Origin of the sequence: Pseudomonas sp. URIL14HWK12:I6, assembly GCF_000514195.1 — a bacterium.
In the GTDB taxonomy this organism is placed as follows: domain Bacteria; phylum Pseudomonadota; class Gammaproteobacteria; order Pseudomonadales; family Pseudomonadaceae; genus Aquipseudomonas; species Aquipseudomonas putida_A.
Genome location: NZ_AZVL01000004.1, coordinates 279,720 through 300,868, shown reverse-complemented (window position 1 = coordinate 300,868; position 21,149 = coordinate 279,720). Strand labels below are relative to the sequence as shown.

Annotated in this window: 22 protein-coding genes; 13 read left to right on the top strand and 9 right to left on the bottom strand. The window is 61.7% G+C overall.

Annotated features, from left to right (window positions below; all coding sequences use genetic code 11):
- Positions 1-51 precede the first annotated feature (51 nt).
- On the bottom strand, positions 52-927 hold the full coding sequence (locus H043_RS0109565; RefSeq protein WP_027611654.1) for a LysR family transcriptional regulator: 876 nt from the start codon (positions 925-927) through the stop codon (positions 52-54).
- A 150-nt stretch (positions 928-1,077) separates the two neighbouring features.
- On the opposite strand from H043_RS0109565, the gene H043_RS0109560 reads away from it, so the two are divergent.
- Genes H043_RS0109560 through H043_RS0109550 form a run of 3 tightly spaced genes read left to right on the top strand, consistent with a single transcriptional unit; the run spans position 1,078 to position 3,659 of the window.
- On the top strand, positions 1,078-1,776 hold the full coding sequence (locus H043_RS0109560) for a CoA transferase subunit A (RefSeq protein WP_007919568.1): 699 nt from the start codon (positions 1,078-1,080) through the stop codon (positions 1,774-1,776).
- 24 nt (positions 1,777-1,800) lie between these two features.
- Positions 1,801-2,466, top strand: coding sequence for a CoA transferase subunit B (locus H043_RS0109555; protein ID WP_027611653.1), 666 nt, complete (start codon positions 1,801-1,803; stop codon positions 2,464-2,466).
- Positions 2,467-2,477: 11 nt separating this feature from the next.
- Positions 2,478-3,659: an acetyl-CoA C-acetyltransferase gene (locus H043_RS0109550; protein WP_027611652.1), complete on the top strand. Its 1,182-nt coding sequence runs from the start codon at positions 2,478-2,480 to the stop codon at positions 3,657-3,659.
- Positions 3,660-3,885: 226 nt separating this feature from the next.
- On the opposite strand, the gene H043_RS0109545 is transcribed toward H043_RS0109550, so the two are convergent.
- Positions 3,886-5,205: an Nramp family divalent metal transporter gene (locus H043_RS0109545; RefSeq protein WP_027611651.1), complete on the bottom strand. Its 1,320-nt coding sequence runs from the start codon at positions 5,203-5,205 to the stop codon at positions 3,886-3,888.
- A gap of 71 nt (positions 5,206-5,276) precedes the next feature.
- The gene (locus H043_RS0109540) at positions 5,277-5,813 is read right to left on the bottom strand and encodes a chalcone isomerase family protein (RefSeq protein ID WP_027611650.1); all 537 of its coding nucleotides are present in this window, start codon (positions 5,811-5,813) and stop codon (positions 5,277-5,279) included.
- Positions 5,814-5,944: 131 nt separating this feature from the next.
- On the opposite strand from H043_RS0109540, the gene H043_RS0109535 reads away from it, so the two are divergent.
- The gene (locus H043_RS0109535; protein WP_027611649.1) at positions 5,945-6,727 is read left to right on the top strand and encodes a hypothetical protein; all 783 of its coding nucleotides are present in this window, start codon (positions 5,945-5,947) and stop codon (positions 6,725-6,727) included.
- 85 nt (positions 6,728-6,812) lie between these two features.
- Positions 6,813-7,379 carry a hypothetical protein gene (locus H043_RS0109530; RefSeq protein WP_027611648.1) on the top strand — a complete coding sequence of 189 codons (567 nt, stop codon included), beginning with the start codon at positions 6,813-6,815 and terminating at the stop codon, positions 7,377-7,379.
- A 3-nt stretch (positions 7,380-7,382) separates the two neighbouring features.
- Here the strand turns inward: H043_RS0109530 and H043_RS0109525 are convergent, their stop codons facing one another.
- From H043_RS0109525 to H043_RS0109510, 4 genes are all read right to left on the bottom strand, one after another.
- Positions 7,383-8,099 (bottom strand): alpha/beta hydrolase, encoded by a 717-nt coding sequence (locus H043_RS0109525; protein ID WP_027611647.1) that lies wholly within the window; start codon positions 8,097-8,099, stop codon positions 7,383-7,385.
- A 170-nt stretch (positions 8,100-8,269) separates the two neighbouring features.
- Positions 8,270-9,382, bottom strand: a complete 1,113-nt coding sequence (locus H043_RS0109520; protein WP_027611646.1) for a M14 family metallopeptidase — start codon at positions 9,380-9,382, stop codon at positions 8,270-8,272.
- A gap of 140 nt (positions 9,383-9,522) precedes the next feature.
- Positions 9,523-10,302 (bottom strand): ABC transporter substrate-binding protein, encoded by a 780-nt coding sequence (locus H043_RS0109515; RefSeq protein WP_003226194.1) that lies wholly within the window; start codon positions 10,300-10,302, stop codon positions 9,523-9,525.
- Between the two features lie 245 nt (positions 10,303-10,547).
- Positions 10,548-10,976: a rhodanese-like domain-containing protein gene (locus H043_RS0109510; RefSeq protein ID WP_027611645.1), complete on the bottom strand. Its 429-nt coding sequence runs from the start codon at positions 10,974-10,976 to the stop codon at positions 10,548-10,550.
- Positions 10,977-11,078: 102 nt separating this feature from the next.
- On the opposite strand from H043_RS0109510, the gene ftrA reads away from it, so the two are divergent.
- Entirely contained in the window at positions 11,079-12,053 is a 975-nt protein-coding gene (gene ftrA, locus H043_RS0109505; protein WP_027611644.1) for a transcriptional regulator FtrA, read from the top strand.
- Positions 12,054-12,187: 134 nt separating this feature from the next.
- Here ftrA and cobF read toward each other — a convergent pair whose 3' ends face one another.
- The gene (gene cobF, locus H043_RS0109500; RefSeq protein ID WP_027611643.1) at positions 12,188-12,943 is read right to left on the bottom strand and encodes a precorrin-6A synthase (deacetylating); all 756 of its coding nucleotides are present in this window, start codon (positions 12,941-12,943) and stop codon (positions 12,188-12,190) included.
- Positions 12,943-13,401: a histidine phosphatase family protein gene (locus H043_RS0109495; protein WP_306460898.1), complete on the bottom strand. Its 459-nt coding sequence runs from the start codon at positions 13,399-13,401 to the stop codon at positions 12,943-12,945. The genes cobF and H043_RS0109495 overlap by 1 nt, the downstream gene beginning before the upstream one ends.
- Positions 13,402-13,847: 446 nt before the next feature.
- Between H043_RS0109495 and H043_RS0109490 the strand changes: the two genes are divergently transcribed.
- From H043_RS0109490 to astA, 7 genes are all read left to right on the top strand, one after another.
- Complete coding sequence (locus tag H043_RS0109490) at positions 13,848-14,702, top strand: MurR/RpiR family transcriptional regulator (RefSeq protein WP_027611641.1); 855 nt, start codon at positions 13,848-13,850, stop codon at positions 14,700-14,702.
- 2 nt (positions 14,703-14,704) lie between these two features.
- On the top strand, positions 14,705-15,349 hold the full coding sequence (locus H043_RS0109485) for an isochorismatase family cysteine hydrolase (protein WP_027611640.1): 645 nt from the start codon (positions 14,705-14,707) through the stop codon (positions 15,347-15,349).
- Positions 15,346-16,677: a glutamine synthetase gene (locus H043_RS0109480; protein WP_027611639.1), complete on the top strand. Its 1,332-nt coding sequence runs from the start codon at positions 15,346-15,348 to the stop codon at positions 16,675-16,677. The genes H043_RS0109485 and H043_RS0109480 overlap by 4 nt, the downstream gene beginning before the upstream one ends.
- Positions 16,661-17,413, top strand: a complete 753-nt coding sequence (locus tag H043_RS0109475) for an N-formylglutamate amidohydrolase (protein WP_027611638.1) — start codon at positions 16,661-16,663, stop codon at positions 17,411-17,413. The genes H043_RS0109480 and H043_RS0109475 overlap by 17 nt, the downstream gene beginning before the upstream one ends.
- Positions 17,414-17,498: 85 nt before the next feature.
- Positions 17,499-18,848 (top strand): APC family permease, encoded by a 1,350-nt coding sequence (locus H043_RS0109470; protein WP_027611637.1) that lies wholly within the window; start codon positions 17,499-17,501, stop codon positions 18,846-18,848.
- Between the two features lie 119 nt (positions 18,849-18,967).
- Positions 18,968-19,984, top strand: a complete 1,017-nt coding sequence (locus tag H043_RS0109465) for an arginine N-succinyltransferase (protein WP_027611636.1) — start codon at positions 18,968-18,970, stop codon at positions 19,982-19,984.
- 61 nt (positions 19,985-20,045) lie between these two features.
- Positions 20,046-21,080 carry an arginine N-succinyltransferase gene (astA, locus tag H043_RS0109460; protein WP_027611635.1) on the top strand — a complete coding sequence of 345 codons (1,035 nt, stop codon included), beginning with the start codon at positions 20,046-20,048 and terminating at the stop codon, positions 21,078-21,080.
- The last annotated feature ends 69 nt before the right edge of the window (positions 21,081-21,149 follow it).

The window sequence follows — 21,149 nt, the reverse complement described above, 5'->3', positions numbered from 1 at the left end:
ACTTTCCTCGACTGATACCCCGCCTTCGCGAGCAAGCCCGCTCCCACAGGATCAATGTTCGGCTTTGAGGATGTCGAACAGTGCCTGCGCCGCCGCCGACAGCTCATTGCCCGGCTCCGTGAGCACACCAATCGCCCGCTCCACTGAATCATTCAAGGTCAGGCAATGCGCGCCCAGCTCCAGCATCTGCTCGGCGCACAACGCTGGCACCGCACTCACCCCCAGGCCACTGGCGACCATGCGCCCGACGGTTGCCAGTTGATGACTCTCGAATTCCACCGGCAGTTTCATGCCCCGGGCCTGCAAGTGCTCTTCGAGCATCACCCGCACCGTCGACGGCCGTTGCAGGGTGATGAACGGTTCCTGCAGCAGAGTCTGCCAGTCGATCTCTGTGCGCCCGGCCAGCGCGGAATCCTGCGGCACCACTGCGACGAAGCGATCGATGTACAGCGGGGTAAACGTCAGCGAGGTGTTCTGCATCGGTTCGAACGCCACACCCAGCTCAACTTGCCGGTCGCGAACCATTTCCAGCACTTGCTCGTTGATCACGTCGTTGACTGTGACGTTGACGTTCGGATAGCGCGCGCGAAAGCTCTTGAGGATCGGCGGCAGCAGGTTGCCGGCAAACGACGGCATGGCCGCCAGCGTCACCCGCCCGCGTTGCAGGCTGAAGCGCTGACGCATTTCGTCTTCGGCGTTGTCCCAGTCGGCAATCAGACGCCGGGCCAGCGGCAGCAGCGATTCGCCCTCGGCGGTCAGCGCCACATTGCGCGTGTTGCGACTGAACAACCGCCCGCCCAGCCCCTCTTCCAGCGCCTTGATGGTCAGGCTCAGTGCCGATTGCGACAAGTGCAGACGCTCGCAGGCCACGGCGAAGCTCAGGCTCTGAGCCACGGCGAGGAAAGCACGGATCTGTTTGATGGTCATGAGCGCTATGCTTCCGTATCTGCAATCAGTCAATTGTTGAGCTTTATCAATCAATCAACCTTAAAAATCAACTTAACAAATATATTCTCCAGCGAGACACTCCAGTCATTCGGCTAGCCAGCCGCCCGACAAACAATAAAAGAGGTGCATATGGCAGGTTTCGACAAGCGCGTGAGTTCCTACGAGGAAGCTCTGGCCGGTCTTGAAGACGGCATGACCGTGATCGCCGGCGGCTTCGGCCTGTGCGGCATTCCGGAAAACCTGATCGCCGAGATCAAGCGCAAGGGCACCCGCGACCTCACCGTGGTTTCCAACAACTGCGGCGTCGACGGTTTCGGCCTCGGTGTGCTGCTGACCGACCGCCAGATCAGCAAAGTCATCGCCTCCTACGTCGGCGAAAACAAACTGTTCGAAGAGCAACTTCTCAAGGGCGACATCGAAGTCATCCTGACCCCGCAAGGCACCCTCGCCGAGAAAATGCGTGCAGGCGGCGCCGGCATCCCGGCCTTCTTTACCGCCACCGGCGTCGGCACCCCGGTTGCCGAAGGCAAGGAAGTGCGTGAATTCAAAGGGCGCAAGTACCTGATGGAAGAGTCCATCACCGGCGACTTCGCCATCGTCAAAGGCTGGAAAGCCGACCATTTCGGTAACGTCGTCTACCGTCACACCGCGCAGAACTTCAACCCGCTGGCGGCCACCGCCGGCAAGATCACCGTGGTCGAAGTCGAAGAAATCGTCGAGCCCGGCGAGCTGGATCCGTCGCAGATCCACACCCCCGGCATCTACGTCGACCGGGTCATTTGCGGCACGTTCGAAAAGCGCATCGAACAGCGCACCATCCGCAAATAATCCAGGCTGACGGAGAATAAAAACATGGCACTTACCCGCGAACAAATGGCTCAGCGCGTCGCCCGCGAAATGCAGGACGGCTACTACGTGAACCTCGGCATCGGCATTCCGACCCTGGTCGCCAACTACATTCCCGACGGCATGGAAGTCATGCTGCAGTCGGAAAACGGCCTGCTCGGCATGGGTCCGTTTCCGACTGAAGACACCATCGATGCCGACATGATCAACGCCGGCAAACAGACCGTGACCGCACGCATCGGCGCATCGATTTTCAACTCCGCCGAATCCTTCGCGATGATTCGCGGCGGGCATGTCGACCTGACCGTGCTCGGCGCGTTCGAAGTCGACGTCGAAGGCAACATCGCCTCGTGGATGATTCCCGGCAAACTGGTCAAGGGCATGGGCGGCGCGATGGATCTGGTGGCTGGCGCCGACAACATCATCGTGATCATGACCCACGCCTCCAAGGACGGTGAGTCCAAACTGTTGGCCAGGTGCAGCCTGCCGCTGACCGGCGCCGGCTGCATCAAGCGCGTGCTGACCGACCTCGCCTACCTGGAAATCGAAAATGGCGCTTTTGTCCTCAAGGAACGCGCACCTGGCGTCAGCGTCGAGGAAATCGTCGCCAAAACCGCTGGTAAACTGATCGTCCCGGATCACGTACCGGAAATGCAGTTCGCTGCCCAGTGAGGAATTCGAAAATGCAAGACGTCGTAATTGTTGCCGCCACCCGCACCGCGATCGGCAGTTTCCAGGGTTCGCTGGCCAGCGTGTCCGCCGTGGATCTGGGCGCTGCGGTGATTCGCCAGTTGCTCGAACAGACCGGTCTGGACGGTGCGCAGGTCGATGAAGTGATCATGGGCCAGGTGCTGACGGCCGGCGCCGGCCAGAACCCGGCGCGTCAGGCCGCGATCAAGGCCGGCCTGCCCCACGCCGTGCCGGCCATGACCCTGAACAAGGTCTGCGGCTCGGGCCTGAAAGCCCTGCACCTGGGCGCGCAAGCGATCCGTTGCGGCGATGCCGAGGTGATCATCGCCGGCGGTCAGGAGAACATGAGCCTGTCCAACTACGTGATGCCGGGCGCACGCACCGGTCTGCGCATGGGTCACGCGCAAATCGTCGACACCATGATCAGCGATGGCCTGTGGGATGCGTTCAACGATTACCACATGGGCATCACTGCCGAGAATCTGGTCGATAAATATGAGATCAGCCGCGAACAGCAGGACGCCTTCGCCGCCGCCTCGCAACGCAAAGCCGCGGCGGCCATCGAAGCCGGGCGCTTTGTCGATGAGATAACCCCGATCCTGATCCCACAGCGCAAAGGTGACCCGGTCGCGTTCAAGGTCGACGAACAACCACGCGGCGACACCACCGCCGAATCCCTGGCGAAACTGCGTCCGGCGTTCAAGAAGGACGGCAGCGTCACCGCCGGTAATGCTTCGTCGCTGAACGATGGCGCCGCTGCAGTCATCCTGATGAGCGCCGAGAAAGCCAAGGCCCTGGGCCTGCCGGTGCTGGCAAAAATCGCCGCATATGCCAATGCTGGTGTGGACCCGGCGATCATGGGCATCGGCCCGGTCTCGGCCACCCGTCGCTGCCTGGACAAGGCGGGCTGGAACATCGGCCAACTGGACCTGATCGAGGCCAACGAAGCGTTCGCCGCGCAATCGCTGGCAGTGGCCAAGGATCTGCAATGGGATCTGGACAAGGTCAACGTCAACGGCGGCGCCATCGCCCTCGGTCACCCGATCGGTGCGTCGGGCTGCCGCGTGCTGGTGACGCTGCTGCACGAAATGATCAAGCGTGATGCGAAAAAAGGTCTGGCGACCCTGTGCATCGGCGGCGGTCAGGGTGTGGCGCTGGCGCTGGAACGCGCTTAACCCCCGAGTTCACAGCGGGCGGCGGATCCACGACATCCGCTACTCGCTGGCAACAAAAAACCCGGTGCGACTTGCGTTGCACCGGGTGTTTTTTTGCTCATTCAAAATCTTCTTTGAATGGACCTCCCTCTTCGCGAGCAAGCCCGCTCCCACAGGGGAATGCATTCCAGGGTGGGAGCGGGCTTGCTCGCGAAGGGGCCAGCTCAGGCAACAGAAAAACCAGGGCTCACACCACCATCTGCAGAATCAACCAGGCATTCGCCCCACTGATCACCGCAAACAAGCCCCACGCCAGCACCCGGGTCGGCAGCCGGTTCACAAACGGCCCCATCAGTTGCTTGTCGCTGGTCATGCGGATCAGCGGGTACAGCGCAAACGGCAGCTGCAGGCTCAACACCACCTGACTCAGCACCAGCAATTTGCCCACCGCGTTATCGCCCATGAGCCACACGCCGATGAACGCCGGGATCAGTGCCAGTCCGCGAGTGATCAACCGCCGCTGCCAGCAGGGAATCCGCAGGTTCAGATAACCCTCCATGATCACCTGTCCGGCGATGGTCCCGGTGAACGTCGAGCTCTGCCCCGACGCCAGCAACGCCACGCCGAACAGCACACTGGCCAGCGCGCCACCGACCAGCGGGTCGAGCAGGTGGTAGGCGTCCTGAATGTCGACCACGTCGGTATGCCCGGACTGGTGAAACGCAGCCGCCGCCAGAATCAGGATCGCCGCGTTGACCAGCAGCGCCAGGGCCAGCGAACCGATGGTGTCGATGCGCGCCAGGTTGACCGCGTCCTGCTTGCTGGCCAGGTCCTTGCCGATCATCCGCGTCTGCACGATCGAAGTGTGCAGGTAGAGGTTATGCGGCATCACCGTCGCGCCGAGAATACCGATCGCCAGATACAGCGGTGCGGCATCGCTGATCGCCGAGAGCGACGGTTTGAAACCGGCGAACACATCCGGCCAGTAGGGTTTGATCAGCACCAGTTCAACGAAGAAACACACGCCGATGGTCGCCACCAGCACCAGCATGATCGCCTCTAGCCGACGGAAGCCACGGTTCTGCAAGGCCAGCACCAGCAGCGTGTCGAAGGCGGTCAGGGCAATGCCGAAGGTCAGCGAACAACCCAGCAATAAATGGAAGGCCAAGGCACAGCCGAGCACTTCGGCCAGATCGGTGGCGATGATCGAGATTTCCGCCAGCACCCATTGCAGGCGAGCAGTCGGGGTGCTGTAGCGCTCGCGGGACAATTGCGCCAGATCGCGACCGGTGGCGATGCCCAGACGCGAGCACAGGCACTGCACGACCATTCCCGCCAGACTTGCGAGCAACACCACGAACAGCAGGCTGTAACCAAAACGCGAACCGGCCTCGATCGCGGTCGCCCAGTTGCCCGGGTCCATGTAGCCGATCGACACCAGCAAGCCAGGCCCGGCAAAACGCAACACGCGTTTGAAGAACGAAGCGCTCGGATCCACCGCGACGCTGCCGGCCACCTCCGGCGGGCAGAACGGCGCGGTGGCTATTTTGGGTAAGCTGAATTTCACGCACACATCCAGAAACAAGTTCGAAAGACGCAGCTTAGAGGTTTCAGTCAGCGCCTTGAAGAACAAAAACTCTATCGGCTCATGCCCAACAGTTGCTCACGCAGTTCGGGATTGCGCGTACGCGGATCCAGCCAGATATCGAAAAACGCCCGGGCAAATTGCGGATCATCGATTTCATGCTGCAACTGCTGACCGACAAAAAACCGCGCGCCCTGCCCCGGCAGATACACGCCCGTAATCCGCGTGCCGGCCTGCACATCGACGAACGATTGCTCCATTTGCCCTTGCCACCTGGCCAGTTGCGCGGGACTGACGCCCGAGCCTGCCAGCCGTTTGATTTCATCGACACTGGCCTGCACCAGATCGTCACGGGAGATCTTGCGCCGATAGATCAGCTCCAGAGCGAAGGGCTGCTCGGTGGACAACGGGCGTGCCGCGCTCCACAACCGGGCGTTGTAGACGTCAAAGCCGAACACACTGAAATCACCGGTGCCGATGATTTGCGCGCCGGGCACGGCGTCCTGCCAATTGGCCCAGGTCGGCGTCAGCAACAACGCCCACAAGCCGATGCCACAGCACCCACGCAGCAACTTCGATGGTTTGCTCATCGCGGCATCGACTCCGTTAAAACCTGATCTTCAGAGCATAGCGGATATCACTCGCAGACTTTGTATACAAAAATTGTCGATCAATGCAGCAATCGGTTACCTTGGCCGTTCCATCCCCGGAGGCCTCCCGCGTGCTGATCCTCAAATTACTGCTGATCCCCGCTTTTCTGCTGCTGATTTCTCTCGCCGGCAAGCGCTGGGGACCGAGCGTGGCCGGGTGGCTGTCGGGGCTGCCGGTGGTGGTCGGGCCGATTCTGTTTTTCCTCGCCATCGAACAGGGGCCGCAGTTTGCCGCGCAATCGGCGGTGGCGGCGCTGTCAGCGATGTTCGCCATGATCGCCTTCTGCATCACCTACGCGCAGGTGGCGCAGCGGGCGAACTGGCCGTTGGCGCTGACGGCGTCACTGTCGGTGTGGGCGGTACTGGCGCTGGTGTTGTCGTTGATTCCGTCGTCACTGACGTTCTCGGTCGCTGCGGCGGCGATTGCCCTGCTCGCCGCGCCGTACCTGTTTCCCGACGTGCAGCCGGTGCTGAACGGCCCGGCGCCGAAGTCGGACAAACTGCTCTGGCGGATGATTGCCGGCGCGGCGCTGACGCTGCTGGTGACCATGCTTGCGAGTACCGTGGGCGAGCGCTGGAGCGGCTTGCTCGCGGTGTTCCCGGTGCTCGGCAGTGTGATGGCGGTATTCTCTCAGCAGACTCGTGGCCCAGCGTTTACCGCGGCATTGCTGCGGGCGACGGCGACCGGCATGTACTCGTTTTCGGCGTTTTGCCTGGTGTCGGCGCTGACCTTGCCAAGTCTCGGCCTCAGCGGATTCATCGCCGGTGTCGCGGTATCGGTGGCGATGCTCGGGGTCACCCGCAAGTTGCTGGCCCGACCGACTCCCGCCAAAAGCCCACAACCTCAAGGCTGAGGCAGCCTGACAAACCGCGCTGGAATGCCAGGCATGCTCCGTGGGATCATCGCCACCCTGGCGCGACCATCCCTCGGAGATTCACATGTCATTGCTCAGCAAGAAAGCCGTCGTCCTGTTGCTGGCGGCGGTCGCCGGTTTCGGCGCCCTCAACGCCCAGGCAGCCAAGCCCAAGGAAAAGGCCTCGACCAACAACGTGTCGATGCTCGACGGCAAGTTCACCTTCGTCCTGCCCAAAGGCTTCACCGCCGACCCGCTGCCGGCCGGGCCAACCGGTGCCAAGGGCACGATGTACACCAATCAGGCGACCAAGACTGTGGTGATCGCCGCGGAAAACCAGATCGCCGGCGGCGCCAGCGTCAAGGACAACGACAACGAATTTCTCGATGGCAGCCTGGCGAGTTTCATCGATGACCAGCGCAAGGCCCTGCCGGACTTCAACAAGCTCAGCGAAAAAAGCCTGACCCAGAAAAGCAGCGGCCTCGGCGTGCGTCAGGTCGACAGCACCGCCACTCAGGGCGGCGGCCAGACCCTCAATACCACGCTGCTCGCCGCCTCCGGCAAGCGCATGGCGCTGGTCCAGGTGATTTCCCGGGCCAGCGACAAGAGCGGTCACGATGCGCTGGTGAAAACCATCCTCAAGGACAAGTGATCCTTACGGATTGAGCTGCTGCAGCCAGGCGTTCAAGTCCCGCAGTTCGGCAGAACTGATGCTGTGGCCGACACCGGGATAAGCGTGAAACTCGGGTTTGTAGGCAAGTTTTTGCAGCAGCGCATTGGCCGCGGTGCCGTCGCGGTACGGCACCCGATCATCGGCGGTGCCGTGGCCGATGAAGATCTTCAGCGGCAACGGTTGTTGCTGCGCCTGGAGCTCGGTTTTCAATACCGGCAACAGGCGTCCGCTCAACGCTGCAATGCCGCCGACCGCCACGGGCGGACGCAGGCCCACTTCGTAGGTCATCATCGCGCCCTGGCTGAAGCCGATCAGGTACACCTTGTCCGGGCTGGCGTGATATTTCTTCGCCGCCTGCGCGACAAACTCCCGCAGTTTCTGACCGCTGGCCTTCAGATCATCGGTCTCACCGTTGTAGGCCCCTTCGCCTTTTTTGCGAAACCACTGGAAACGCCCTTCGCCCAACGCCAGCGGCGCCTGCACCGAAAGGTAGTTGTACTGCGCCGGCAGCTGAAACTTCATGCCGATCAGATCGGCTTCGTTACTGCCGTAACCGTGCAGAAAAATCACCAGCGGCCGGGTGTTCGCGTCCGGGTGGACCTGTTCAATGTATTTCAGTGGCAAGTCGCTTTGCAGCGTGGTTTGCGCGTGGACGGCGCTGGACGCCAGCAGGGTTAACAGGGCAAACGCCTTCAACATAGAGCCTTCCTTCACAGAGTGTCGGGTTCGTCGGTGAGCCTAACACTCTCTGAAGATTGTGGTGCTGGCGAGACCGCTATCGCGAGCAGGCTCACTCCTACAGGGACAACGCATGCCAAATGTAGGAGTGAGCCTGCTCGCGATGAGGCCGGAAAATCCAAGGAAATCTGTCAGTCGTTGATCAGCTTGCCCACCCGAATCGGCTCACGCCCCGCCACCTTGGCCTGCCAGATCCCCGGCTGGGTGTAGCGCCCACGATCAATCGCAAACAGCACGCCACTGGTGCCGGCGCGGACGGTGGTGAGGCGGTCATTCAACGGATCCACCACCTCGAACAGCGCATCGCCCTGCTCGACCCACTCCCCGGCATTGCGCAGGAAACTGACCACGCCATGGTGCGGGGCGAACAGGTATTCGGTGCCTTCGAACGGCATGCCTTCGCAGCATTCGCTCGGCGCCGCCGGCCATTCGCCGCTGATGAAACCCTGCTCGGCGAGAAAGCCGAGAATCGCTTCGCAATTGGCCTGCGCCTGATCGACCCGGGTGTCGCCCATGCTGCCCAGTTCCAGGGTGGTGGCGAGGTTCGCCGGGGGAATCGCCGCGTTTGGAAACGCTCGGGCCAGACGAAGCCACGCCGATGAGCACGATTCATCGAACGAACTGCCACCGGAGTCTTCGCACAACAAGGCCACGCCGGCCTTCAGTCGCGCCGCCAGCGATTGCCAGCGCGGCCAGTGTTGCGGCAATGCGTAAATGTGAATCGCCGCGTCGAAATCGCAATGCAGATCGAGGGTGATGTCGGCGTCGCAGGCATGGCGCAGCAGCAAGCGGTGCAGCGCTTCCAGTTGCGAGGCCGGGGCTGGCAACTCATCGAGCACCTCGCCCATGGTCTGGCGGATCAAGGCGATGTTGGCCTCGGCGTCGCTGCCCAGTTGCTCGCCGATGCGCGCCGCCACCGGCGCACTGAGTTCAACAAACGCGCGGTTGAAATTCTTCCCGCTGCCCAACTCGAAGCGCCCCATGTGGCTGCCTTGCAGGTGCTGGTCGAGGCCGATCGGGTTGGCCACCGGTACCAGCTCGATCACGCCTTGCAGACGGCCCTGCTGTTCCAGCGCGTTGAGGCGTTGCTTGAGTTCCCACGCGGTGCGCATCCCCGGCAGCTCGTCGGCGTGCAGGCTGGCCTGGATGTACACCTTGCGGCTGCCCGCGCCGTAACGGAAGACGCTGAGGGAACGTTCGCTACCCAGATGGCTCCAGGGCAGGACATGGTCGATGCGTTGCATGGGTAACTCCTGAAAATTGAATCGGCGAAAATCCCCTGTGGGAGCGGGCTTGCTCGCTCCCACAGGGGATCTTTGTCTCAGAAAGAGAGCACAAAAAAAGTGGCCACCGCGCAAACGGGACCACTTTTTTCTACAGCGTATTAATGACCGTACACGTCAAAGTCGAAGTACTTGTCCTGGACTTTCTTGTACTCGCCATTGGCGCGGATTTCGGTGATGGCCTTGTTGAATTTCTCGGCCAGCTCGGTATCGCCCTTGCGCACCGCGATGCCCGCGCCGCCGCCGAAGTACTTGGCGTCTTCGTAGGTCGGGCCGACGAATTCGAAGCCTTTGCCGGCGTCGGTCTTCAGGAAACCGTCGCTGAGGTTGACCGAGTCGGCCAGCATCGCGTCAAGACGACCGGATTTCATATCCAGGTTGGCTTCCTGTTGCGAGCCGTAGCGCACCACTTCAAACCCGGCGTCCTTGGCCATGTCGGTGGCGTAGCGGTCGTGGGTACTGGCGCGCAGCACGCCGACTTTCTTGCCCTTGAGCTCGGTCAGCGGGTCTTTGACACCGGAGCCTTCCTTCATCACGAAGCGCGCCGGGGTGTGGTAGTACTTGATGGTGAAATCGACGTTTTTCTTGCGGTCATCCGTAATGGTCATCGAGGACAGGATTGCGTCGATCTTCTTCACTTTGAGTGCCGGGATCAGGCCGTCGAATTCCTGCTCGACCCACACGCATTTGACATCCATCTGTTTGCACAGGGCATCGCCGATATCGACGTCGAACCCGGTGAGTTTGCCATCAGCGGTTTTCATCGAGAATGGCGGGTAAGCGGCTTCGATCCCCAGACGAATCGGTTTGGCGTCTTCGGCCACTGCGGTCAGGGACAACATCGACAGTGCCAGGGCACCGAACATCACTAGCTTCTTCATTTATTACTCCTGTGTGCGGAGGCTTTTATTGGCAGCTTTCGATTGGCGTTCGGTCATGGCCATTGAGCAGCAAAAACCGACGTGGCCGGCAGTCTATGGCGGGGCGCACAGGGCAAATTGTGTTTAGGCGACAAATACTTACAGAAAATCGGCGCACGCGTTGACCGGGATCAACAGTGCGCCGACATGGTGCAAAGGCTGTAGGACAAACTCCGATTCTGCTCAGGAAATGGCTGAAAAACCTGTCAGCATTCGCAGGCAATGACAACTCGGGCAGGCTGTTCGACACTCAGCGAAAAACCCTCATCCAGCCAGCCGGTCACGCCGCCGATCATCTCCTTGACCGGGTAACCCAACGCCGCCAGTTTCACCGCAGCCTTGTTGGCGCCGTTGCAGTGCGGGCCGGCGCAATAGACCACGAACAACGTGCTCGTCGAATACTCCGCCAGGCCTTCGGCGGTCAGCAAGCGGGTCGGAATGTTGATCGCGCCCGGCACGTGACCGCGCTCGAACGCCAAAGGCCCGCGCACATCGACCAGGACAAAATCGACTTCACCGGCTTCCTGGCTGCTGTACACGTCAGAACAATCGGTTTCAAACGTCAGACGGTTGCTGAAATGCATCAGGGCAATCGCCGACGGTGCAGCAGGAATGTCGCGAACCAGGCTGGTCATGTTGTGTGGCTCCTTCATCTGTTGGGGTGTGAGCAGACTTTATCGGGCCAGCGCTTGGCGCTACAGTGGCGCGCAAGACACTCACCGGGAATTTTCCGCCAAATGCCTGACTCACCTGGATTGGTTGCGATTCTGGCCTACGATGGCCTCTGTACCTTCGAGTTCGGCATCGCCGTGGAGATTTTCGGCCTGCCCCGGCCGGAATTCGATTTCCCGTGGTACGAGCACTGCATCGTCGCCGTCGATCAAGGGCCGATGCGCGCCATGGGCGGGATTCACGTATTGGCCGACGGCGGCCTGGAGCTGCTGGCGCAGGCGCGCACCATCATCATTCCCGGTTGGCGCGACCGCGAGGCCCCGGTGCCGCCGGCGCTGATCGGCGCCTTGCGACAGGCCCACGCCCAGGGTGCGCGGTTGCTGTCAATTTGCTCAGGGGTGTTTGTGCTGGCCGCCAGTGGCTTGCTCGACGGCCACGGTGCGACCACCCACTGGCGCTACACCGATGAACTGGCGCGACGCTTTCCGGCGATTGCGGTCGATCCGGATGTGCTTTACGTCGACTCCGGCCAGTTGATCACCTCGGCGGGCAGCGCCGCCGGGATCGATGCCTGCCTGCATCTGCTGGCACGGGACTTCGGCACCCAGGTCGCCAATTCAGTGGCCCGGCGTCTGGTGATGTCGCCGCAACGCACTGGCGGTCAGGCACAGTTCATCCCGACGCCGGTCAGCGCGACGCCGCGCAACGACTTGTCGCGGGTGATGCAGTGGGCCCGCGAGCGCTTGCACCAACCGCTGGAAGTGCGCGATCTGGCCAGCGAAGCGGCGATGAGCGAGCGCACCTTTTTGCGCCGTTTCACCGAAGCCAGCGGACAATCGCCCAAAGCGTGGCTGCAACACGAGCGACTGGCCCGGGCGCGGGAATTACTGGAGAGCGGCGTGCACAACACCGAGCAGATTGCCCTGCGCTGCGGTTATCGCTCGGTGGAAAGTTTTCGCGTGGCGTTTCGCAGCGTGGTCGGGGTGCCGCCGTCGGTGTATCGGGAGCGGTTTGGGCGTGGGGTCAAGGCCATTTCCTGAGGTGAATTTCCGGACGCCATCGCTGGCAAGCCAGCTCCCACAGGTTTTGCGTCGTACACACCACCTTATTTCAACTCAGAAACCTGTGGGAGCCGGGCTTGCCCGCGATAAGGCCTGCACCGACAGCCTACAAATCAAGGCTTGCGCAACAGATAGGTATCCATGATCCACCCATGCTCGGCCCGCGCCGCTTTGCGCGTGCGCTCGATTTGATCCGCAACATCCTTGAGCTTGCCGCTGATCAGAATCTCATCCGGCGTGCCGAGGTAAGCGCCCCAGTAAATCTCGGTCTGCTGATCCGCCACATGGTGGTAGGAATCTTCCGCATCGAGCATCACCACCAGGCTGTCCGTGTCACTCACCTGCCCCGCCGCCAGGCGCCGGCCCGTGGTGATTTCAATTGACCGGCCAATGCTGTTCAACGGCACTTTATGCTGCGCCGCCAACGCCTGAACGCTGGTTATCCCGGGGATCACTTCAAACTCGAAAGCACAGCGACCTGACACCAGAATCGCCTGCAGGATACGAATCGTGCTGTCGTACAACGCCGGGTCGCCCCACACGAGGAATCCGCCGCACTGCTCGTCAGCCAATTCTTCATTGATCAGTTGTTCGAAGGTTTCTTGCTTGGCGCGATTCAGATCATCGACCGCGCGGGTGTAGTCCACGTCGCCGCGCGCGCGCTCGGGGCTGTGGGATTCGACGAAGCGATACCCAGGGTCGGTGATGTAGCGCGCACAGATGTCGCGCCGCAGATCGATCAGTTTGTCCTTGCTCGGGCCTTTGTCCATCAGAAAGAACACGTCGACCTGATTCAGCGCCTTTACCGCCTGCATCGTGATGTAGTCGGGATTTCCGGCGCCGATACCAATTACCAGCAGTCGTTTCATCACAGTGCTCCCGCAAGATCGATACTCGCCAAGCGTAGCCGCCAGATGCCGTTGAACCGCAGTTCAACCATGGACAACGGTTCAACATCAATGGCGTTGAACGCCGCGCCCTGTAACACCTGCATCAGTGCCGCACGCACCACAAACGGATGGGTGACGGCGACGATGTGCCCCGATACGCCTTGCAGACTGGTCAACCATGCCGCCACGCGTTCGCTCAACTGCATTACCGACTCGCCACCATGCGGTGCCGCCTGCGGATCATGGATCCACGCCTGCAAGGCCTCGGCCTCGCGCACTTGCAGATCCTTGATCGCTTGCCCGTGCCAGCGCCCCAAATCGCAATCGCGCAGCGCTTCGTCCACTTGCGGCGCCGCACCGAACCACTCGGCAGTCTGGCGCGTACGCAATTCCGGCCCGCACAACAAACGACTGGCGCTGGCGAACTTCGCGGCCAACGCGCCGATCGCGAATGGCGAATTTTCAACAGGCTCGTTCGTAGGAAAGCGCGACAATTTCTGTGCGACGGTTCGCGCGTGGCAAATCAAAGTCAAACGGGTGGACTGCACAGGATTTCACTCGATGAACATCAGCTGAATCGGCGGTAAATCGCCGGTCTTGTGGCAATTGTGCCGTAACCCGGTCGCTTCAGGGGATCTCGTGAACCTCCAGCCCAGTACTCTGAAGTAGAAAAAGCGGCAATGTCTGACACGCTTGGAGGCAATGGACTACAAGAGGCACAGACTCAGGTGTAGCCCTTGTTACTCAGGGTTGTGAGCTTATTTAAACGTCGAATCGCCAACGCTAAAAATTCACTAGACATGTAACCTGAGTTACATAAATACTGTTTTAACGGATTGTGAAACGAATTCAACACCCCCCCCTTCATCCAGCAGGAGCCCGGATGCCCCCTCTCAGAGACTTGATCACCGACCCCGGCCTGGAACTGACGCCGTCGGAGCGCAAAGTGATTCGCGCCCTGCTCGACCAGTATCCACGCAACGGCCTGGGTCCGATGGCGCGTCTGGCCGAACACGCCGGCGTCAGCGATCCGACCATCGTGCGGCTGGTGAAGAAGCTCGGATTTGGCGGTTATGCCGAGTTTCAGGACGCCCTGCTCAGCGACATGGACCACCGCCTGCGTTCGCCGCGCACCCTGTTGCAGCCACGCTCGCACCTCAATAAAGACGATGCCTGGGGCCATTATCTGGCTGACAGCCAACGCCTGCTGGTGGAAACCCAGGTTCTGACGCAACCCGAAGACGTGCGCATTCTGCTCGACTGGCTGCTCGATACCCGGCACCAGATCTACTGCTTCGGCGGGCGCTTCAGCAGCCTGATGGCCAACTACCTGCTCAACCACTTGCGCCTGCTGCGACCCGGCTGCTTTGCACTGGAAGACAACGCGCAACTGCCCGACCGCCTGTTCGATCTGCAACGCCAGGACGTGGTGCTGCTGTTCGACTACCGCCGCTACCAGTCCCAGGCCCTGCGGGTGGCCTCGGCGGCGAAGAACAACAACGCGCGGGTGGTGCTGTTCACCGACATCTATGCCTCGCCACTGCGTGAACTGGCTGACCTGATCATCAGTGCTCCGGTGGAATCGGCCTCGCCGTTCGACACCATGGTGCCGGCGCTGGCCCAGGTCGAGGCGCTGATTGCCTGCCTGACCCTGCGCAGCCCCGATCTGGCCGATCGCCTGGAAGGCATCGACGCCCTGCGCAACGACTTCAACACCCATCTGCTGGAGGATAAATAAGGATGTTCAGTCTTCCCCACCGCTCGCCGCGGGATTTGCCGTTCGTCACCGGTCACACCGCTCTGTTGCTGGTGGACATGCAGCGTGCCTGGCTCGAACCGCAGTTCGACCCGCACCTGAACGGCCCGGATGCCGAGTATTTCCTGACCCGCGCGCACATGCAGGTGGTGCCCAACCAGCGCCGTTTGCTCAGTGCCTTTCGCGAAGCGCGGCAGAATGTGCTGCATACGATTATCGAAAGCCTGACCGCCGACGGTCGCGACCGCTCGCTGGATCACAAACTGTCGGACATGCACCTGCCCAAGGGCAGCACCCAGGCGCGGATCATCGACGACCTGACCCCGGTGGAAAACGAAATCGTGTTGCCGAAAACCTCGTCCGGGGTGTTCAACTCGACCAACATCGATTACGTCCTGCGTAACCTCGAAACCCGCCACCTGATCATTGCCGGCATCGTCACCGACCAGTGCGTCGACATGGCCGTGCGCGATGCCGCCGACCGTGGCTATCTGGTGACGCTGGTCGAAGACGCCTGCGCCACCTACACCCCGGCGCGGCATGACGCCTGCCTGAACGCGATCAAGGGTTACTGCTGGATCACTGACACACAAACCGTGCTCGGCCGCTTGCAGGAGATGCGTCCATGAGCGAGCGCCTGACGCCGTTGCCGATGACCACCATCGTCACCACCGACCTGATCGGCATCACCCGTGGCCGCTCGTTTCCCACCGATCAGTTGGAACATTATCAAGCGGCCGGGTGCGGCTGGGTGCCAGCCAACAGCGCACTGACGCCTCAGGACATCATCGCCTCGACCAACCCATGGGGCGCCTATGGTGATTTGCGATTGATTCCCGATCCGGCCAGTCGCGTGACGGTCGGTAATGGCCCGGACGCCGCAGCACCGGCGCTGGACTTCATCCATGGCGACATCCGCGAGACCGATGGCCGGCCGTGGAGCGCTTGCCCGCGCACGTTGTTGCGCGATGAAATCGAGCGCTATCGCGACGACCTCGGTTTGCAGGTCAACGCGGCGTTCGAACACGAATTCAACCTGCATGCCGGCTTCGCCGAGCATCTGGCGTTTTCCCTCGAAGCCCAGCGGCAGGGGGCCGAGTTCGGCGGCTGGCTGCTCAGCGCTCTGCGCGCGGGTGGCGTTGAGCCGGAAATGTTCCTGCCCGAATACGGCAAGCACCAATACGAAATCACCTGCCGGCCGACCCTCGGCGTGGCGGCGGCGGATCGTGCGGTCAACGTGCGCGAGATCACCCGCGAAATCGCCCGACAAATGGGGGTCGACGTCAGTTTCGCGCCGAAAACCAAGGCCGACGCGGTGTGCAACGGTGTGCACCTGCACATCAGCCTGCTCGACCTGCAAGGTCTGCCACTGCTCTACGACGCCGGCACCAGCAACGGTCTGTCGACCCTCGGCCAGCATTGGGCCGCAGGGATCCTGCATTACCTGCCGGCGCTGTGTGCGTTCACCGCGCCGACACCGGTGTCGTACGAGCGTTTGCAGCCACACCACTGGAGCGCGTCCTATGCGTGTCTGGGGCAGCAGAACCGTGAAGCGGCGCTGCGCATTTGTCCGACCGTGAGCCTGGGCGGCAAATCCGTGGCGGCGCAGTACAACCTGGAATTCCGCGCCATGGACGCCACCGCCTCGCCGCATCTGGCAATGGCCGCGCTGCTGATTGCCGGACGGCTGGGCATCGAACAGCGTCTGGCGCTGAACGCGATCACCGATGAAATTCCCGATTCACTCAACGACGAGCAACGCAAGGCCCGGGGCATTGTGGCCCTGCCCGCCTCGCTGGCCCAGGCGCTGGATTGCCTGCGTGACAGTGCAGCCTTCAATCAATGGCTGCCCAAGCCGTTGCTCGACACGTACCACGCCCTTAAAACCGAGGAACTGGCGCTGACGGAACAGCTCTCGCCCGCTGACCTGTGTGAGCACTATGCACGCCTGTACTGAATCCGCCGAGCTGGGGTTGTACACCCGCCCGGTCTACAACCTGAGCCGCGAAGATTCATCGCATCCGTTGATCCTGGTGTGCGAGCACGCCAGCCGCTACATCCCCGAGGCCCTGAACAATCTGGGCCTGGACGATGCAGCCGCGCGCGAGCACATCGCCTGGGACATCGGTGCATTGCAACTGGCTGAAAAGCTCTCGGAGAGACTTGGGGCGACGCTGTTGAGCGCCAACTATTCACGGCTGCTGATCGACCTCAATCGGCCCCGGCATGCGCCCGACAGCATTCCGGCGCAGAGCGAGATTTATCAGGTGCCCGGTAACCGCGAGCTGGACGAAGCCACGCGCGAATACCGGCGCCAGACCCTGTTCAAACCGTTTCACGCCCGGCTGCAGACCATGATCGACCAGCGCGTTGCACAAGGCCAAGCAGTACGGGTAGTGGGGATTCACAGTTTTACCCCGGTGTATTACGGCCAGCCGCGCTCACTGGAGGTCGGCGTGCTGTTCGGTCAGGCCGGCGCCTATGCGCAACGGGTGATCGATGGCCTCGGCCAGCACCCGTTGAACGTCGCGGGCAACCAGCCGTACCGGGTTGATCCGCTGGGCGACATGACCGTGCCAGTGCACGGCGATGCCCGGGGGCTGGAGTCGGTGCTGATCGAGGTGCGCAACGATCTGCTGCGCAGCCCGGAAGCGGTTTCGCTGTGGGCCGAGCGCCTGGCACCGCTGCTGTAAAGAATGCTGCAAGACTGCTGACGCTGTAACGATGGATCGACATAACAACTAAAACGCTGGATAGGCTGACAAGGAGTTGCGCTTCATGGAAATAGAAGAGTTCGGCTACAAACAGGAGTTGAAACGTAGCCTGACACTGACCGACCTGGTGGTGTACGGGATGATCTTCATGATCCCCATCGCCCCCTTCGGCGTGTATGGCTACGTGAATGCCGAGGCGCCCGGAATGGTGCCGCTGGCCTACATCATCGGCATGGTCGCGATGCTGTTCACCGCGCTGAGCTACGGCAGCATGGCCAAGGCGTTTCCGGTCGCCGGTTCGGTGTATTCCTACGCGCAACGCGGCCTCAATCAACACGTCGGCTTCATCGCCGGCTGGCTGATGCTGCTCGACTACCTGCTGATTCCACCGCTGCTGTACGTCTACGCGGCGATGGCCCTGAACCATCTGTACCCGGACATTCCGAAGGTCGGTTTCATTCTGGCGTTCCTGGTCAGTGCAACCTTCGTCAACCTGCGCGGCATCACCTTCACCGCACGGATGAACATCATCTTCCTGCTTGCACAGCTGGTGGTGTTGGGGATTTTCCTGTTCTACGCCTGGAACGCCCTGCACAACGGCGGCGGCAACGGCGAGCTGACCCTGGCGCCGCTGTATCACCCGGAAACGTTCAATTTCGCCCTGCTGATGCAAGCGGTGTCGATTGCCGTGCTGTCATTCCTCGGCTTCGATGCGATCTCGACCCTCGCCGAAGAAATCAAGGGCGATCCGGGCCGCAGCGTCGGCCGCGCAGCGCTGATCACTCTGGTGGTGATGGGCGTGATTTTCGTCGTACAGACCTGGATCGCCACCGATCTGGCCGCCGGCATGGGCTTCAAGTCCGCCGACACCGCGTTCTATGAAATCGCCGAAATCGCCGCTGGCAGCTGGCTGGCCACCCTGACCGGGGTGGCGACCGCGCTGGCCTGGGGTGTCGCAGTAGCGATCACCTCGCAAGCGGCAGTGTCGCGCCTGCTGTTCGGCATGGCCCGCGATGGCAAGTTGCCAAAAGTCCTGGCCAAGGTGCACCCGAAGCACAACACCCCGTACCTGAGCATTTATCTGGTGGCGGTGCTGTCGCTGGTGATCTGCTACCTGTTCATCAATTCGGTCGACACCCTGACCTCGCTGGTCAACTTCGGTGCCCTCAGCGGTTTCATGCTGCTGCACCTGACAGTGATCAACTACTACTGGCGTCGGCAGAAGTCCGGTCAGGTCGTACGCCATCTGATCTGCCCGGTGATCGGCTTCATCATCGTCGCCGCCATCATGTACAACATGGGCGTCGATGCGCAGAAACTCGGCCTGATCTGGATTGCGCTGGGTCTGGTGTACCTGTTCTTCCTGAACAAGCTCGGCGCCAGCACAGCGCTGCCTGACCCGAGCAATGGCTGACAAGAAAAAGAGCGGCGTCTGACATCAAATCAGGCGACCGCCGCTTTAAAGCGTGGCAACCGACAGTGATAGTCAGGTTCGGTGGGGATCACCGGACCCTTTGATACAGGAGTGCATCCATGCTGGTCTTACGCCCAGTCGAGACAACCGACCTGCCGCAATTGCAGCAGCTGGCCCGCGACAGCCTGGTCGGCGTCACGTCGCTGCCTGACGACGTCGAACGCCTGCGCGAAAAAATCGCCGGCTCCCGTGCCTCGTTCGACAACGACATTCAGGCGCAAGGCCCGGAGAACTACTTCTTCGTGCTGGAAGACCTCGACACTCAACGGCTGGTCGGTTGCTCGGAGATCCTCGCCACGGCCGGTTTCAACGAACCGTTCTACAGCTTGCGCAATCGCCACTTCACCAGTGCTTCGCGGGAACTGAACATCGAGCACGGGGTGCCGGCGTTGTCACTGTGTCACGACCTCAGTGGACACACGCTGTTGCGCGGGTTTCACATCGACAACGCACTGGTGCGCAGCGCCTTTTCCGAATTGCTGTCGCGGGCACGGCTGCTGTTCATCGCCGCTCACGCACAACGTTTCGCCGATGCGGTGATCACCGAGATCGTCGGCTATAGCGATGAGAACGGTCATTCGCCGTTCTGGGACGCACTGGGCAAGCACTTCTTCGACCTGCCCTACGTCGAGGCCGAGCGCCTGTGCGGTCTGCAAAGCCGCACGTTTCTCGCCGAACTGATGCCGCAATACCCGATTTACGTACCGATGCTGCCTCCGGCAGCACAGGAGTGCATCGGCCGGATTCACCCGGACGGTCAGGAAGCCTTCGACATCCTCGAACGCGAAGGCTTTGAAACCAACAGCTACATCGATCTGTTCGATGCGGGCCCAACCCTGTATGCGCGCACCGCAAACATCCGTTCGATCACCCACAGCCAGACCGCCACCGTGCGCCAGCAAGCGCCGATCGACACGCGTGGCCGTTATCTGTTGAGCAACGACGCGCTGCACGGTTTCCGGGCCATCGTCGCCGAACTGGATTACCAGCCCGATCAACCGCTGTCGCTGACGCCGGCCCTGTGCGCGGCGCTGAAGGTCACCGATGGCTGCACGATCAGGCTGACCGCCCTGTGAACCGCGCCCGGTTGCATACCCAACGACAGTGCCCGAACCGGCGCGTACAAGGAGTTACCGCATGATCGTCCGTCCGGTCAAAGTCAGCGACCTGCCAGCACTGATGACTCTGGTGCAACAGGCCGGCCCGGGGTTCACCACCCTCCCGGCCAATGAGGATCGCCTCGCCCACCGGGTGCGTTGGGCCCAGCGCGCGTTTTCCGGACAAGTGGAACGGGCCGACGCCGATTATCTGTTCGTGCTTGAAGATGACGACCTGCGGGTGGTCGGCGTCAGCGCTCTGACCGGCGCGGTAGGCCTGCGCGAGCCGTGGTACAACTACCGAGTCGGCCTGACCGTGAGTTCGGCACCGGATCTGGGCATTTCGCGGCAGATCCCCACACTGTTTCTCAATAACGAGCTGACCGGCCAGTCGGAACTGTGTTCGCTGTTCCTTCAGCATGAGCAACGCCATGGCAACAATGGCCGGCTGCTGTCGCTCGGGCGGCTGCTGTTCGTAGCCGAGTTTCCGCAACTGTTTGGCGAGAAGATGATCGCCGAACTGCGCGGCAGTGCCGATGAACTCGGCTGCTCGCCGTTCTGGGACAGTCTGGGCCGGCATTTCTTCCAGATGGACTTCAGCCATGCTGACCACTTGTCGGGTCTGGGCAACAAGTCGTTCATCGCCGAACTGATGCCGCGCCAGCCGTTGTACACCTGCATGCTCACCGAACAGGCACAGGCGGCCATCGGCCAGGCGCATCCCAATACCGAGCCCGCGCTGAAGATCCTGCGCGAAGAAGGATTTGTGCATAAGGGCTACATCGACATCTTCGACGGTGGCCCGGTGATCGAAGCACCGATCGGCAACATTCGTACCGTGCGCGACAGCCTGGCGCTGACCCTGAGTCTCGGCACGCCGGACGATCAGGCACCGTTGTGGCTGATCCACAACCGGCGCCTGGAGAACTGCCGCATCACCGTGGCCCCCGGTCGTCTGGTCGGCAATACCCTGGTGGTCGATCGCCTCACCGCAAAGCGCCTGCAACTGCAACCGGGCAATTCGGTGCGCGCCGTGCTGCTGCCCAGACAACAGCAACAGGCGGTAGCGGCCTGATCTGCGGTTTAGCCAGTGAAAATCCGCTGACTGCCGATGAAACCTTTCAGCCGCTGGATCCTTCATCAA

Coding starts and splice junctions, on each gene's coding strand:
- H043_RS0109530 (WP_027611648.1), top strand. CDS start 6,813: ATGTCATTGCTCAGCAAGAAAGCCGTCGTCCTGTTGCTGGCGGCGGTC.
- H043_RS0109540 (WP_027611650.1), bottom strand. CDS start 5,813: ATGAGCAAACCATCGAAGTTGCTGCGTGGGTGCTGTGGCATCGGCTTG.
- H043_RS0109555 (WP_027611653.1), top strand. CDS start 1,801: ATGGCACTTACCCGCGAACAAATGGCTCAGCGCGTCGCCCGCGAAATG.
- H043_RS0109560 (WP_007919568.1), top strand. CDS start 1,078: ATGGCAGGTTTCGACAAGCGCGTGAGTTCCTACGAGGAAGCTCTGGCC.
- cobF (WP_027611643.1), bottom strand. CDS start 12,943: ATGAAACGACTGCTGGTAATTGGTATCGGCGCCGGAAATCCCGACTAC.
- H043_RS0109520 (WP_027611646.1), bottom strand. CDS start 9,382: ATGCAACGCATCGACCATGTCCTGCCCTGGAGCCATCTGGGTAGCGAA.
- H043_RS0109525 (WP_027611647.1), bottom strand. CDS start 8,099: ATGTTGAAGGCGTTTGCCCTGTTAACCCTGCTGGCGTCCAGCGCCGTC.
- H043_RS0109465 (WP_027611636.1), top strand. CDS start 18,968: ATGCTGGTCTTACGCCCAGTCGAGACAACCGACCTGCCGCAATTGCAG.
- H043_RS0109490 (WP_027611641.1), top strand. CDS start 13,848: ATGCCCCCTCTCAGAGACTTGATCACCGACCCCGGCCTGGAACTGACG.
- H043_RS0109550 (WP_027611652.1), top strand. CDS start 2,478: ATGCAAGACGTCGTAATTGTTGCCGCCACCCGCACCGCGATCGGCAGT.
- H043_RS0109470 (WP_027611637.1), top strand. CDS start 17,499: ATGGAAATAGAAGAGTTCGGCTACAAACAGGAGTTGAAACGTAGCCTG.
- H043_RS0109475 (WP_027611638.1), top strand. CDS start 16,661: ATGCACGCCTGTACTGAATCCGCCGAGCTGGGGTTGTACACCCGCCCG.
- astA (WP_027611635.1), top strand. CDS start 20,046: ATGATCGTCCGTCCGGTCAAAGTCAGCGACCTGCCAGCACTGATGACT.
- H043_RS0109510 (WP_027611645.1), bottom strand. CDS start 10,976: ATGACCAGCCTGGTTCGCGACATTCCTGCTGCACCGTCGGCGATTGCC.
- H043_RS0109485 (WP_027611640.1), top strand. CDS start 14,705: ATGTTCAGTCTTCCCCACCGCTCGCCGCGGGATTTGCCGTTCGTCACC.
- H043_RS0109515 (WP_003226194.1), bottom strand. CDS start 10,302: ATGAAGAAGCTAGTGATGTTCGGTGCCCTGGCACTGTCGATGTTGTCC.
- ftrA (WP_027611644.1), top strand. CDS start 11,079: ATGCCTGACTCACCTGGATTGGTTGCGATTCTGGCCTACGATGGCCTC.
- H043_RS0109480 (WP_027611639.1), top strand. CDS start 15,346: ATGAGCGAGCGCCTGACGCCGTTGCCGATGACCACCATCGTCACCACC.
- H043_RS0109565 (WP_027611654.1), bottom strand. CDS start 927: ATGACCATCAAACAGATCCGTGCTTTCCTCGCCGTGGCTCAGAGCCTG.